The organism is Pseudodesulfovibrio tunisiensis, from assembly GCF_022809775.1.
GTDB lineage: Bacteria > Desulfobacterota > Desulfovibrionia > Desulfovibrionales > Desulfovibrionaceae > Pseudodesulfovibrio > Pseudodesulfovibrio tunisiensis.
On sequence record NZ_CP094380.1, the window covers coordinates 1,555,534 to 1,568,858 of the forward strand.

At 61.1% G+C, this 13,325-nt stretch carries 10 protein-coding genes; 3 read left to right on the plus strand and 7 right to left on the minus strand.

The window, feature by feature from the left end; genetic code table 11:
- Positions 1–56: 56 nt before the first annotated feature.
- From MPN23_RS07710 to MPN23_RS07720, 3 genes are read right to left on the minus strand one after another with little or no spacing between them, the layout of a single operon-like run.
- Positions 57–938 carry a YicC/YloC family endoribonuclease gene (locus MPN23_RS07710; RefSeq protein WP_243547115.1) on the minus strand — a complete coding sequence of 294 codons (882 nt, stop codon included), beginning with the start codon at positions 936–938 and terminating at the stop codon, positions 57–59.
- A gap of 3 nt (positions 939–941) precedes the next feature.
- Entirely contained in the window at positions 942–1,478 is a 537-nt protein-coding gene (locus MPN23_RS07715) for a DUF4416 family protein (protein ID WP_243547116.1), read from the minus strand.
- Complete coding sequence (locus MPN23_RS07720; protein ID WP_243547117.1) at positions 1,475–2,776, minus strand: MiaB/RimO family radical SAM methylthiotransferase; 1,302 nt, start codon at positions 2,774–2,776, stop codon at positions 1,475–1,477. Before MPN23_RS07720 ends, MPN23_RS07715 begins: the two co-directional genes overlap by 4 nt.
- A gap of 58 nt (positions 2,777–2,834) precedes the next feature.
- Between MPN23_RS07720 and MPN23_RS07725 the strand changes: the two genes are divergently transcribed.
- Both MPN23_RS07725 and MPN23_RS07730 read left to right on the plus strand, forming a co-directional pair.
- Entirely contained in the window at positions 2,835–3,338 is a 504-nt protein-coding gene (locus MPN23_RS07725) for a tetratricopeptide repeat protein (RefSeq protein ID WP_243547118.1), read from the plus strand.
- Between the two features lie 54 nt (positions 3,339–3,392).
- Positions 3,393–3,914: a tetratricopeptide repeat protein gene (locus MPN23_RS07730; RefSeq protein ID WP_243547119.1), complete on the plus strand. Its 522-nt coding sequence runs from the start codon at positions 3,393–3,395 to the stop codon at positions 3,912–3,914.
- A 133-nt stretch (positions 3,915–4,047) separates the two neighbouring features.
- Here MPN23_RS07730 and mnmA read toward each other — a convergent pair whose 3' ends face one another.
- Complete coding sequence (gene mnmA, locus MPN23_RS07735; protein ID WP_243547120.1) at positions 4,048–5,079, minus strand: tRNA 2-thiouridine(34) synthase MnmA; 1,032 nt, start codon at positions 5,077–5,079, stop codon at positions 4,048–4,050.
- A gap of 146 nt (positions 5,080–5,225) precedes the next feature.
- On the opposite strand from mnmA, the gene MPN23_RS07740 reads away from it, so the two are divergent.
- On the plus strand, positions 5,226–7,013 hold the full coding sequence (locus tag MPN23_RS07740; RefSeq protein ID WP_243547121.1) for a dipeptidase: 1,788 nt from the start codon (positions 5,226–5,228) through the stop codon (positions 7,011–7,013).
- Positions 7,014–9,400: 2,387 nt separating this feature from the next.
- Here MPN23_RS07740 and gatA read toward each other — a convergent pair.
- From gatA to MPN23_RS07755, 3 genes are read right to left on the minus strand one after another with little or no spacing between them, the layout of a single operon-like run.
- A complete protein-coding gene (gene gatA / locus MPN23_RS07745) occupies positions 9,401–10,858 on the minus strand; it encodes an Asp-tRNA(Asn)/Glu-tRNA(Gln) amidotransferase subunit GatA (protein WP_243547122.1) in 1,458 nt (485 codons plus the stop codon).
- 21 nt (positions 10,859–10,879) lie between these two features.
- Complete coding sequence (gatC, locus tag MPN23_RS07750; RefSeq protein WP_243547123.1) at positions 10,880–11,164, minus strand: Asp-tRNA(Asn)/Glu-tRNA(Gln) amidotransferase subunit GatC; 285 nt, start codon at positions 11,162–11,164, stop codon at positions 10,880–10,882.
- 27 nt (positions 11,165–11,191) lie between these two features.
- Positions 11,192–13,237, minus strand: coding sequence for a type 1 periplasmic-binding domain-containing protein (locus MPN23_RS07755; RefSeq protein WP_243547124.1), 2,046 nt, complete (start codon positions 13,235–13,237; stop codon positions 11,192–11,194).
- Positions 13,238–13,325 lie beyond the last annotated feature (88 nt).

The following is a 13,325-nucleotide window of genomic DNA, read 5'->3' on the forward strand; positions in this document are numbered from 1 at the left end:
CGGTTTCCCTGCCGGACCGGGCGAACCGCAAGGACTCGCCCGGACGCGGCTGCGGATTATTCGATGTTCTGCACCTGTTCGCGGCACTTTTCCAGTTCCGCCTTGAAATCCACGACAAGTCGGCTGACCTCGGTGTCCTGAGCCTTGTTGCCGCAGGTATTGATTTCCCGAAAGGTTTCCTGAATCAGGAAATCGAGCTTCTTGCCCACTTCCTTGTCGGACAGGACGACCTCGTCCAGCCGATCCAGATGCGCGGCCAGTCGCGTCAACTCTTCGGACACGTCCAGCTTGTCGGTCAGGTAGGCGACTTCCTGAAGCATGCGGTCCTCGTTCAGATCGGCTCCGACCTTGTCCAGCATCTCGCGGATGCGCTGTTCCAGTCCGGCCTTCTTTTCCTCCAGAACCACAGGCACGCGTTCCCCGATCTTCTGCGCAACGTCGCGCAGGAACACGAGGCGTTCCTTGATGTCCCGAGCCATGATCTCGCCTTCGCCGCGCCGTGCACCGATCCAGTCGCGCAATGCGCCTTCCAGCCCTTCGGACAGGCTTCTGGCCAGTCCTTCGTCAGGCTCGCTGTTGTTGTCGCGCCACAGGGAGGACATGCCGAAGATCTTGTTCAGGTCCGGCTCGAAGGACGCGCCGCGCTTTTCGGCAAGCCCCTGAAGCTGGTCGATCATGGCTTCGGCCAAGGGCTTGTTCAGGGTCACGTCCAGCAGGTCGGCCCTGAGCAGCTCCATGTTCAGAAAGATATCCACGCGGCCGCGGGACGCATGCTTGCGCACCTGCTTTTCCCACCCGGCCTCAAGGCTGCGCAGGGAATTGGGAATCCGCCACTTCACGTCCAGAAATCTGCCGTTCACGCTGCGGATTTCCCACACGTGGGACCAGTTGTCTTCTCGCGTTTCGCATCGGCCGTAGCCGGTCATGCTTGCTGGCATATGTCAATCCTCGATTTTCTTGAGCTTGCTCTTATACGACTGGCGCAATTTTGTCAGCCGCGATTTCATTTCCTCGCCTGCGTAATCCGGGAACGTCCACGGAAACACCTGCCACTGCCGCTTCTGCCACATCAGGGTCAGGTCGGCCCAGATGCCGCTGCCCAGATAGATGCGGTGCGAGTAGTTCTTGCCCGTGGCCAGCACCAGACGCTCCAGGGTCACGAACCCGGGGTCCAGATTGAAAATACGTTTTCCGTCACGGGAACGGGCCTGCTCCACGCTGTTGGTGAACAGCTTGATTCCGGCCAGTTCATCAAGGGGCCGCAACTCCTCGAAGGCCAGCAGCCTGCGGGAGATGGGCGTGCCCAGTTCCGCGTCGTAATACTCGGTCTGGTCAAAGGGAATTTCCTCGGACACGTGTTCGGCGCATCCGAACTTCCCTTCCAGTTCATGCAGCAACCCGGGCCAGCACTCGTCCCATTTGGCGCTGAGCACGGAAATGATCAGCAGGCCCGGGGCCGGAATGATCGGCGTGCTCACGGCTGTTCCTCCCGACTCAGGGGTTCGCACAGAATCACGGTCCGGTCCAGTCCGACCGGACGCACACGCACCAGATCGCGCGGTCTGGCCCAGTCCGGCACCTCGGTCAATCGGCAGGCCGCATAGAATTCACTCACGCCCTGTCCCTCGTTGTCCTGCATCAGCACGTCCAGATGCGGCAAATCCAGAAGCCGTTTGATGAACCGCTTCTTCTTTTCCCGCACCAGAGCGCGAAGCCGCGCGGCACGTTCCTTTTTCACGGCCTTTTCAAGCTGGCCGTCCATGCGGGCGGCAGCCGTGCCCGGCCTGATGGAATAGGGAAAGACATGCCCGTAGGTCAGAGGCAGCTCCCTGCAGAACTGCATGGTGTTCTCGAACTCCTGATCGGTCTCGCCCGGGAATCCCACCAGCAGGTCGGCCCCGAGTCCGAGCACGGGCCATGCCTCGGACAGTTTTTTCAGAAAATCCAGAGCCTGAGCCGGATCATAATGCCCCCTGCCCATGCGTCTGAGCACGGCCCGATCCCCGCTCTGAAGGGAAATGTGCAATTGCGGAGCAACCATGCGCGATGCAGACAGCACGTCAAGCGCCTTGTCCGTGAGCTGCCCCGGCTCCACCGAGGAAATGCGCAGCCGCGCCCTGCCCCCGTATTCCGGGGAAAATTCGTTTTCCAGCCGCGCCACCAGATCCCAGAAATCCGGCTTGCCATCCAGATCGCGACCGAAATGGCGCAGGTTCACGCCGCTGAGGATCAGTTCCCGAAACCCGGTCGAAAACAATCGCCTTGCCTCCGCGACAATCTCGTCGACGGGTCGGCTCACGGAAGGTCCGCGCGTGATGGGCACGATGCAGTAGGTGCAGCGGTGCGAACACCCGTCCTGCACCTTGACCACGGCTCGCGCCCGGCTGTATCCGCTGATGGAAAACGGCGCAAATCCGGGCTTGACCGGCTCAAGCGGCGCATCCGGCCCGGCCAGCAGTCCGCCCTTTTCCTCCTGCTTCACCACCCGGACCACGCCGGGCAGGTCGGCCAGCTCTTCGGGCAACACCTGAGCCGCGCACCCCGTGACCACGATGCGCGCCCCGGGATTGTCCCGATGCAGCCGCCGCACGGTCTGTCGCAGGTCGCTGACCGCATTGGCCGTGACCGCACAGGAATTGACCAGAATCACGTCCGCGCTCAGGGCGTCCTCGGTCTCCACGGCATCCACGCCCGGTCCGGCCCAGGCCTCGGCAATGGAGCGGGTCTCGTACTGGTTGATCTTGCACCCGAGGGTGGCGGTGTAGAATGTAATCATATATACTCGCAGTCGCGGCTATGCCATGAGTTCTCAACCCGTAACAGATTCGGTCGCCATGAGAAAACCGCTTGTTATCCTTTTCTGCCTTGCCCTGCTCACCACACTCGCGGCCTGCAATGCGCCCAAGCGATACGAGGGCAACTACGCCATGACCCTTGGCAACTACCGGGATGCCGTTGCCGCCTATCAGGCGGAACTGCGCGAAAACCCGGATTCCGTCAACGTGCTTGTCCGACTGGGACAGGCCCATTACCGGCTCGAAGAGTACACCGAAGCCCTGAGTGCATTCCAGCATGTGCTGGACGTACAGCCAGGGTATCCGCAGGCCGAATTCTACATCGGCGTCATTCAGATCGCCCGGGGACAGCGTCAGGCCGGGCTCGCCCGTCTCGCGGAATTCCGCTACCCGGGCAAGGTCTATCTGACCGGGGAAATCCGGGAAACCGCCGTCACCATGCAGGGCTGGCCGGATGAGTCCGACGACGCGATCACGGCCGCCATGTTCCGCGCCTGGGACGAAGGTCTGGAGCAGGAAAACGCGTGGCGATACCGGAAATAGTCGGGTCGGCACGGGCGCCCTTGGCCTAATCCAAAACACACCGGGGGTCAACGCATGAAACCGGGATTCACCCTTTCGGGCATGACCATTGTCGCCCTGATTCTGGCCGCATTCTGCGCTGGCTGCCAGACATGGAGCGTGGGGGCCTCATCGGGCGGCATGGGCATGCGCGTCAGCGGATACGGCGACTTTCTGTACAGCGGGCCGTCCGATGCCTATTCCACCAATCGCGAAGCCATGCAATTCTTTCTGGAACTCGACTGGGACACCGCGGAAAAGCTCTTCCGCCGCACGCTGGAACGCCATCCCGGCAACCCGGATGCCACCTTCTATCTCGGCCTGACACTCATAGCCCGGGAAAGACGCGAGGCAGGCTATGCCATGCTCGACCTGTTTCGCGATCCCTTCAAGGTTCGCGTGACGCAGGAAGTGCGCTGGTGGGCCGACTATTGCCGCAGAAAGCCGCAGATGACCCCGGACGAAATCATCAACACCATGCGCAAGGCGCGCGGCGAAGGCTTCGAACGCGACAGGCAGGAGGAGCAGGAGCGGCGGCGGTTGTTTCCGGAAGGGTAGGAAGAGGCCTCCGGCGGCTCAAACCCTTTGAAAAGGGTTTGAGAATCCTAAACTTTTTATATCTGCGCCGCCTGCAGGGAAAAGGGAGCTTGTCGGGATGGTTTGACGGCGCAGGGAAGAGACAATTTTCAACCTATTGGATGATGCCGCCTGCCAGAACTGCGCCGTCTTCGGTGTAGAGTGCAGCCACCTGTCCGGGCGTGGGCCGGGTATGCGGCTCGATGAAATCCAGAACCAGAGCATCCCCTTCGAAATGGTAGCGACTCGGCTTGGCCTGCTGGCGGTAGCGGGTCTGAACCAGCACGGTTTCCGGCCAGTTTTCCGACGAAGTCAGCAGATTCACGTCCCGGACACGACAGCCCGGCGCGGCCAATGCGATCTTGGGTCCAACAATCAGGGCATTGCGTTTCACGTCCTTGTCCAGCACGTACAGCGGCTCCTTCCACGCAATGCCCAGCCCGCGCCGCTGGCCCTGCGTATGCCGCCACAGGCCCTGATGCCGCCCCACTTCGGTGCCATCCTCCAGCACGATGGGACCGCCGCCCGGCAGCCTGCCCCTTTCCATGAGAAACGCCTGATAGTCGTCCCCGGGCACAAAACAGATTTCCTGACTCTCGGACGGCAGAGGCGGTTCAAGGCCGTGTCTGGCAAGGGTCTCCATGGTATCACGCTTGAACTTGTCGGCCAGTGGAAAATGCGCACGCCTGAGCCGCTCGATGGGAACCAGCGAAAGAAAATAGCTCTGATCCTTGGACAGATCAGCGCCCCGAACCAGCATCCGGCCAAGGCCGGGCCGTTCCTCGATGCGCACATAATGACCGGTGGCCAGACTGTCCGCGCCCAGAGCCTCGGCCCGTTCGAACAGCACGCCGAATTTCATGGACGGATTGCACGCAGCGCACGGATTCGGGGTCAGCCCCCGGGCATAGGCGGACACGAACGGCGCAATCACGCGGTCATGAAACTCCCGATGCAGGTCCAGCGCATGAAACGGCACGCCCAGTCTGGCGCACGCCTCGCCCATCCCCTGCGTCACCCGTTCCCAGTCCGGACCGGGCGGCAGAAAATGGCCGTGCACCGCAAAAACGTCCAGTCCCTGCTCCTTGAGCAGGACAAGGGAAAGCAGACTGTCCATGCCGCCGCTCACGGCAACCGCTATGCTCATGTATCCGTCTCCATACAAATTCGAAATTCAGACTCTCGGTCGCCCACGGCATACCCTATCCGCGGTGGTAGGGAAAGTGAAGTTTCCCAAGCCATCCCGGACGTGATGTGCTACGGGATATGAAAAGCCCCATAAAGGAGAGCACCATGAAACGCACCTGCATCATAGCCACGGCAATCGGCCTGCTCATGCTCGCGGCTGCGGCCTCGGCATGGGCCTGTACCACAATGATCGTCACCAGGGGAGCCAGCGCGGACGGCTCCATGATGGTGGCCCATTCGGACGACGACGAGCTCGGAGACCAGCGGCTCATTCTCGTCCCCGGCAGAAAACAGGAAGGCAAACGGAAAATCTTCCATGAAAAGTACCGCTACCCCCGCTTTGTGACCGATGATCGCGGGCCGGCCTACAACACGCCCGGCTTTGCCCCCACGGTCCCGGTGTACGAACTCCCCTACAAGGCCATCTGGAAAATCCTCGGTCATGAAGTGCCGCAGTCCTATGCCTATTACGACGGCAACTACGGCATCATGAACGAGCACAACCTGATGATGGGCGAGTGCACCAACGGCGCAAAGTACGAACCGAAATCCAACCCGAAGAAAAACGGCAATAATCCGCGCCGCATCTTCTACAGCTCGGAGCTTTCCCGCATCGCACTGGAAAACTGCAAAACCGCACGCGAAGCTGTCACGCTCATGGGCGGCCTGCTCGACGAGTACGGCTACTATTCCACGGGCGAGACCCTGCTTGTGGCGGATCAGGACGAGGCATGGGTGTTCGAGATGTGCGCCCTGCCCGATGCCACGCACCATTCCGCATGGGTTGCCAAGCGCGTTCCGGACGGCCATTTCTTCGTGGCTGCCAACGAATTCCGCATTCGCACGGTCATCAGGGACGATCCCGACAACTTCCTCTACTCCGAGCACCTGATCCCCGGCCTGAAGAAACTGGGCTGGTGGAACGAAAAAAAGGACGGCCCCATCGACTGGTTGCGCGCGGTCAGCCCGGGCGAATACAATCACCCCTACTATTCCCTGCGCCGCGTATGGCGCGTGCTGGATCGGGTCAATCCCGATCTGGGCCTTTCCCCATGGGTCGAGGACGACTTCACCAAAGCCTACCCCTTTGCCGTCCGGCCCAAGGCCAAACTGACCCCGCACGATGTATTCGGCCTGTACCGCGACCATTACGAAGGCACGCAGTTCGACATGACCAAGGGCGTTGCCGCCGGTCCCTATGGTGATCCGCACCGTTTTGTCGGTCCCTACGACGGCAATCAGAACGACGTGACCGAGGACAAGAAGTATTACGGCGCATGGGAACGGGCCATCTCGGTCTTTTATCAGGGGTACACCTTCGTGTGCCAGACCCGTCCCAAGGCTCCCGAGTTCACGCGCGGACTGGTCTGGTTCGGCCCGGACGTGTCCTACACCACCTGCTTCACGCCGTTCTTTGCCAAGGCCTCGGCTCTGGCCGGAGCCTATCAGACAGGCTCGCCCCAGAAATACGACCCGGCCGCAGCGTGGTGGCGATTCAACCTGCTCGCCAACTGGTCGCGCCTCAACTTCGAGCGCATGACCAGAGTGGACATCCAGCCCGTGCAGCAGAAGCTTGAGCGCAAGGCCGAAGCCGAAATCCAGAAGCTGGACAAGCTGGTCGAAAACCAGTCCCCGGCCAACGCCCGCACCCTGATCACGGAATTCGGCGCCAGCAACGCCATGCAGGTGCTGGCCCGCTGGCAGGACCTGACCTACACGCTGTTCGCCAAGTATTCGGACGGCTACATCAACCTGCCCGACCTGCCCGACGGCCGGACCTACGCCACCCCGCCCCTTTCCGAAGGCGAAAAGGTCCGCATGATCGGCTACCCCTCCACATGGCTGGACAAGACCGATTATCGAAACGGTCCAACAAGTTACGACATGAAGTAGCAGCAATGAAGGCCCGGAGCGATCCGGGCCTTTTTCTTCGAGAAAAAGGGAAAAAAGAAGGACAGCCCCACTTCTTCAGGGCGCGTAGCCGCGCCGTTTTCGCCACAACATCCTGCTAGGGGAGGGTTTCGCCCTTCCCGGGCGAGTTCATTTTTTTGTTGGGGCAAAAAAATAAACGAAAAAAAGCCCCTTTGCACTGTGCTCCCGACTCCCTCGGGCAGGAACCAGTAACGCCCTCCCGCCGGGCGATTGCGACGTTTCCTCCGGAAACCGCATCGCCCCGGCTTCGGTCGCTTCGACTGGTTCCAAGCCCTCGCGAGCCGAAATTCGATCACAGTAAGAGACAGTGTTCCGGGCGTGACGAGCTCCCCCGGCCTTGCCAACCTCCCACCGTTTCCCTTTGATCAAGGCATCCGTCCCAGTAGCGAACGCACGACAGAACAGCCTTGATCAAGTAGGAAACGCGCACGGCTGTGGCGGTCCCAAAAGGCGGCTTTTGATTACTTTTATCCGCCTTGGAATAAAAGTAATTCGCCCGGGAAGGGCGAAATCCCCACCAAACAAGATGGTAAAGCGCATACGGCGAATTGCTTCGCCCGGCACAGCCCCACCTCTTCAAGGCGCGTAGCCGCGCCGCCTTTGCCGTGCCATCCTGCAAGGTAAGGATTTCGCCCTTCCCGGGCGAGTTCATTTTTTTGTTGAGGCAAAAAAATAAACGAAAAAAAAGCCTCTACGCACTGTGCTCCCGACTCCCTCGGGCAGGAACCAGTAACGCCCTCCCGCCGGGCGATTGCGACGTTTCCTCCGGAAACCGCATCGCCCCGGCTTCGGTCGCTTCGACTGGTTCCAAGCCCTCGCGAGCCGAAATCCGATCTGAGTAAGGAATACTGTTCCGAGCGTGAGAGGTCGCCTCATCCCTACCAGGCTCCCTCGGCCCAACCAACCTTCCACCGTTTCCCTTTGATCAAGGCACCCGTTCCTGCGGCGGACGCACGGCAGACCAGCCTTGATCAAGTAGGAAACGCGCACGGCTGTGGCGGTCCCAAAAGGCGGCTTTTGCCAACTTTTACCCGCCTTGGCGTAAAAGTTGGTCGCCCGGGAAGGGCGAAATCCCCACCAAACAAGATGGTAAAGCGCATACGGCGAATTGCTTCGCCCGGCACAGCCCCACCTCTTCAAGGCGCGTAGCCGCGCCGCCTTTGCCGTGCCATCCTGCAAGGTAAGGATTTCGCCCTTCTCCGGGCGAGTTCATTTTTTTGTTGAGGCAAAAAAATAAACGAAAAAAAAGCCTCTACGCACTGTGCTCCCGACTCCCTCGGGCAGGAACCAGTAACGCCCTCCCGCCGGGCGATTGCGACGTTTCCTCCGGAAACCGCATCGCCCCGGCTTCGGTCGCTTCGACTGGTTCCAAGCCCTCGCGAGCCGAAATCCGATCTGAGTAAGGAATACTGTTCCGAGCGTGAGAGGTCGCCTCATCCCTACCAGGCTCCCTCGGCCCAACCAACCTTCCACCGTTTCCCTTTGATCAAGGCACCCGTTCCTGCGGCGGACGCACGGCAGACCAGCCTTGATCAAGTAGGAAACGCGCACGGCTGTGGCGGTCCCAAAAGGCGGCTTTTGCCAACTTTTACCCGCCTTGGCGTAAAAGTTGGTCGCCCGGGAAGGGCGAAATCTTCCCTCAAAAAGCTGGCGCGCAGTTGACGGCGAATTGCTTCGCCCGGCACAGCCCCCAAGCTGGCACAGCCCCACCTCTTCAAGGCGCGTAGCCGCGCCGCCTTTGCCGTGCCATCCTGCAAGGTAAGGATTTCGCCCTTCCCGGGCGAGTTCATTTTTTTGTTGAGGCAAAAAAATAAACGAAAAAAAAGCCTCTACGCACTGTGCTCCCGACTCCCTCGGGCAGGAACCAGTAACGCCCTCCCGCCGGGCGATTGCGACGTTTCCTCCGGAAACCGCATCGCCCCGGCTTCGGTCGCTTCGACTGGTTCCAAGCCCTCGCGAGCCGAAATTCGGTCACAGTAAGAGACAGTGTTCCAGATGTGAAAAGTCGCCTCGGCCCTACCGAACTCCCCCGGCCCAACCAACTCCCCACCGTTTCCCTTTGATCAAGGCTTCCGTCCCAGTAGCGAACGCACGACAGAACAGCCTTGATCAAGTAGGAAACGCGCACGGCTGTGGCGGTCCCAAAAGGCGGCTTTTGCCAACTTTTACCCGCCTTGGCGTAAAAGTTGGTCGCCCGGGAAGGGCGAAATCTTCCCTCAAAAAGCTGGCGCGCAGTCTACGGCGAATTGCTTCGCCCGGCACGGGTAACCAAGCTGGTGCAACTCCAACAAAAAAGCCCTTTCCCGCAAGGGAAAGGGCCGCTTCAAAACAATGCAAATATTGCGAAACTACATTTCCGGAACCGGCATGGCTTCAAGGTTCCGTTCCAGACACTCGCCAACACCAAGCATGAGTTCCTCGCTGAAGGCGCGGCCCATGAACTGGAGGCCGACAGGCATCTTCGAATCCGCGCCGAGTCCCACGGGCAGACTCATGCCGGGCAGACCGGCAAGATTGGCGGAAATGGTGAAGATGTCCATCAGATACATCTGGAGCGGATCGGCCTTGTCACCGGCCTTGAAGGCCACGGTGGGACAGACCGGCCCGGCGATCAGGTCGCACTGCTCGAACGCCTTGTCGAAATCCCGGCGCAGCAGACGACGCACCTGCGCGGCCTTGCGGTAGTAGGCATCGTAGTAGCCCGAGGACAGCACGTATGCGCCCATGATGATGCGGCGCTGCACCTCGTCGCCAAACCCTTCGGTGCGCGAACGGGTGTACATGTCGATGAGTTCCTCGGCATCCCTGTTCCGATGGCCGTAACGTACGCCATCGAACCGGGACAGGTTGGAGGACGCCTCGGCCATGGCAATGATGTAATAGGTGGCGATGGCGTAGTCCGTGAGCTTCAGGGACACCGGAACGGTCTTTGCGCCCAGCTCCTCGGCCTTGGCAATGGCGGCGCGGCATGCGTTCTCCACTTCGGGATCAAGCCCTTCGCCCCAGTATTCCTCGGGCAGGCCGATGGTCACGCCGTCCAGATTCCCGCGTCCGAGCGCGGCCAGATAATCCGGCACCGGACAATCCACGGACGTGGAATCCTTGGGATCATGCCCGGCAATGACCTGAAGCACGCGAGCCGCGTCCTCCACGCTGCGAGTCATGGGACCGATCTGGTCAAGGGAGGAGCCGTAGGCCACCATGCCGAACCGGGAAACCCGGCCATAGGTCGGCTTGAGGCCCACGATGCCGCAGAAGGACGCAGGCAGACGAATGGACCCGCCCGTGTCCGTGCCCAGTGCGGCAGGCACCTGACAGGCAGCCACGGTCGCACCGGAACCGCCCGAGGAACCGCCGGGCACGCGATCCGTGTCCCATGGGTTCAGGGTGGTGTGAAACGCGGAATTCTCCGTGGAAGACCCCATGGCGAACTCGTCCATGTTTGCCTTGGCAATGCACACGGCCCCGGCCTCGCGCAATCTGGCGACCGAGGTGGCGTCATAGAACGGAACGAAATTTTCCAGGATTTTCGAAGCGCAGGTCGTGGTCACGCCCTTGGTGGCAAGCAAATCCTTGAGCACCATGGGCACGCCCCAGAGCGGCTTGTCCGGATCGGGTCCGGCAGCGTCCATTTCGCGCGCCTGTTTCAGGGCCTCCTCGGCCTGCACGCTGATCAGCGCATGCACCTCGGGCTCAGTCGCCTCGATACGGTCCAGGCAGGCCCGGACAACCTGTTCCACAGTGACTTCGCGGGCAAGCAGGGCCTCGCGCAGCTCGGAAAGCGTCTTGGTATGAAGATCGGACATGATGATTTCGTTGGGTTGCGATTAGACGATTCTGGGCACGACAAAGAACTGGCCGTCCTGCTCGGGCGCGTTGGAAAGCACGTCCTCGCGGGAATATTCCTTTTTCACCTCGTCCTTGCGAAGCACGGTGGTATGCTCCACCGGGCTGTACATGGGGTCCACGTCCGAGGTGTCCAGCTCGCCGAGCTTGTCCATGTAGTCGAGGATGTCGCCGAGCTGCCCGGCGAACAGCTCCACTTTTTCCCGAGGCAGGTCGAGCCGCGCCAGACGGGCGACCTTGTCCACTTCTTCCGGGCTGATCTTCATGCTGAAACTCCTATGCTTTCGACCGGGCTAAAGGCCCGGAGCAAATACGCTCTGTTCCTGTTTGGCCTTTTCTTCCTCAAGGCGCTGCTCATAGGCTTCCACGCGCCTGGCGCGGCGTTCCTTGGCCCGCTCGATGCGCGCCGTGAGCCTTTCCACGTTCACCAGCTCCTTGCCGTTACGGTTGGGGCTGAAGAGAAAAAGTTCCTGACTGGCCACGCCCTGTTCGTCCCAGGTCATGGGAGCCATGCTGAAATCCATGTTCTGGGCCGAGGCGATGCGATTGTTCACATCCTCGGGCGACCATGAGGCGGGCACCGTGCCGAATCTGCCCGCAAAGCGGATGAAGTCGTAGCCGAGGGCCACCCAGAAATCGGCATGTCCCAGCCCTTCCTCGGTCAATGCGCGTTGCAGGCTGCGCCCGCCCTCGCTGTCCGGCCACCACGCGCCCGGGCACACGGCCAGACGGTAGTAGTGTTCCTCGATGCCCTTGGCCCGGTCAAGCGCACGGCTCCACAGGCTCGGGCCGAGGAACAGAAGCTGGTCCCCTTCATAGAAAAAGAAGTTGGGCAGCAGATTCTGGGCCTGATTCCAGCCGTCCGGGATGAACACGGCCCCGAAATCCGGCATGGGCAATGGCGCATCCTTGTTGTCGGAAAAATCGTCGGGCACGTCCAGAAGCCGGGCAATGCTCCGGCCCCATGCCGGGAGATCACGGGAGGGATAGGCTTCCATGCCCCGAATGCGTCCGCCGAGCGGCAGGGCCTCGCGGTAGAAGGTCTGGGCCATGGTGCGGCCGAACTTCTCCTTGGGATAGAACACGGCAAGGTCCTTGATGCCGAGCTGGTCCACGGCCAGATGCACCAGACTGCGCACCTCGTCGTTCCGGCTGGAAAAGAACCGCCATGCATCCCTGCCCTCCTGAAGTTCGCCGAGGGACGGCAGGAAGGTGAAGAACACACGCTGGCCCACAACGCTGTGTCCAGTCGCGCCCAGCAGCCCCTTGAACGCGTCAATGCGCAGGGGACCGCCCACCACGGCGTACTGGGACGGCATTTCGGACAGCCGCTTTTCCCAGCCCGGAGCCATGGTGTTGATCACCTTGACGTCGAGGTCGATGCCCTCCTGAGCCATGGTCCACTGGGCCAGTCCCGCGCCGCGAAGAATCTCGGCGCCGACCTTGCCATAGGGGCCGGTCAGGGGCAATGCCAGCGCAAGGCCCACCCGGGGGGTGCCATGGCGGCTCTCAAGGGTCTGCAACGCGGATTCAAGGGCGGTCCGGTCAGCGAGTTGGGCATGGGCCGCAATATTGCGCAGCCTGCGCCACGCACGGGGCCAGAGGTCACTGTCCACGGCCTGACGTGCGGCCTTGTCGAACGCGACCAGCGCATAGGGAAACCGCCACTGGTTTTCCGCGGTCACGGCCTTGGCGAGATTCTCGACATCGTTGTCGCCGTACTCACGCAGCATCTTGGAAAAGGTCTGTTCAAACGCGCCGCAATCCGCACGATCCGGGGCCTGACGATAAAAGCCTTCCAGCACGCCGAGAGCGAGTTCATAGTCCTCGCGTTCCAGATAATAGCCGGAAAACCACAGGGCCACATCCCGACGGGTCTGCCACGGCAGGTTGGTGCTGCGCAGCATCCATTCCAGATGGTTGTGCAGCCGTTGATCCTTGCCAAGCCCTTTGAGCGTATCCAGATAGGTGCGTTCCCAGTCCCACTTCCCCAAAGCTTTTGCGTCGAGATTCGCCCATTTTTCCAAGGCGATGCGTGCCTGCTGAAAATGTCCCGAGGCATAGGCGCTCTGCGCCAGCCGGGAATAGACGAGGGAAAGGCGGTTCGCGGCGAGATCCGCGCGTTCCAGAGCCTTGCTGTAATAGAGCTCCGAAGCCGCAAACTCCCGAGCGCGCCAGGCGGCGTCCGCTTCCTGAAGCAGGTTGGGCGTGGAGAGCAGTTCCACGCTCTTTACCTGCTTGGGCGCGGCGCACCCCCAGGCAAAAACCGCGAAAAGCGCGAGCAGGGCCAGAAGAGCGGCAAACCTGCCCGCTCGGGTCGATATGTGTCGTGCGTGCATGGCGTTGTATCCGTCCGGATGGATTGGCATGAAAAAACCCGGCCTGCGCTGCCGCAGACCGGGTAATGCTATACTTTGCTTACGCACT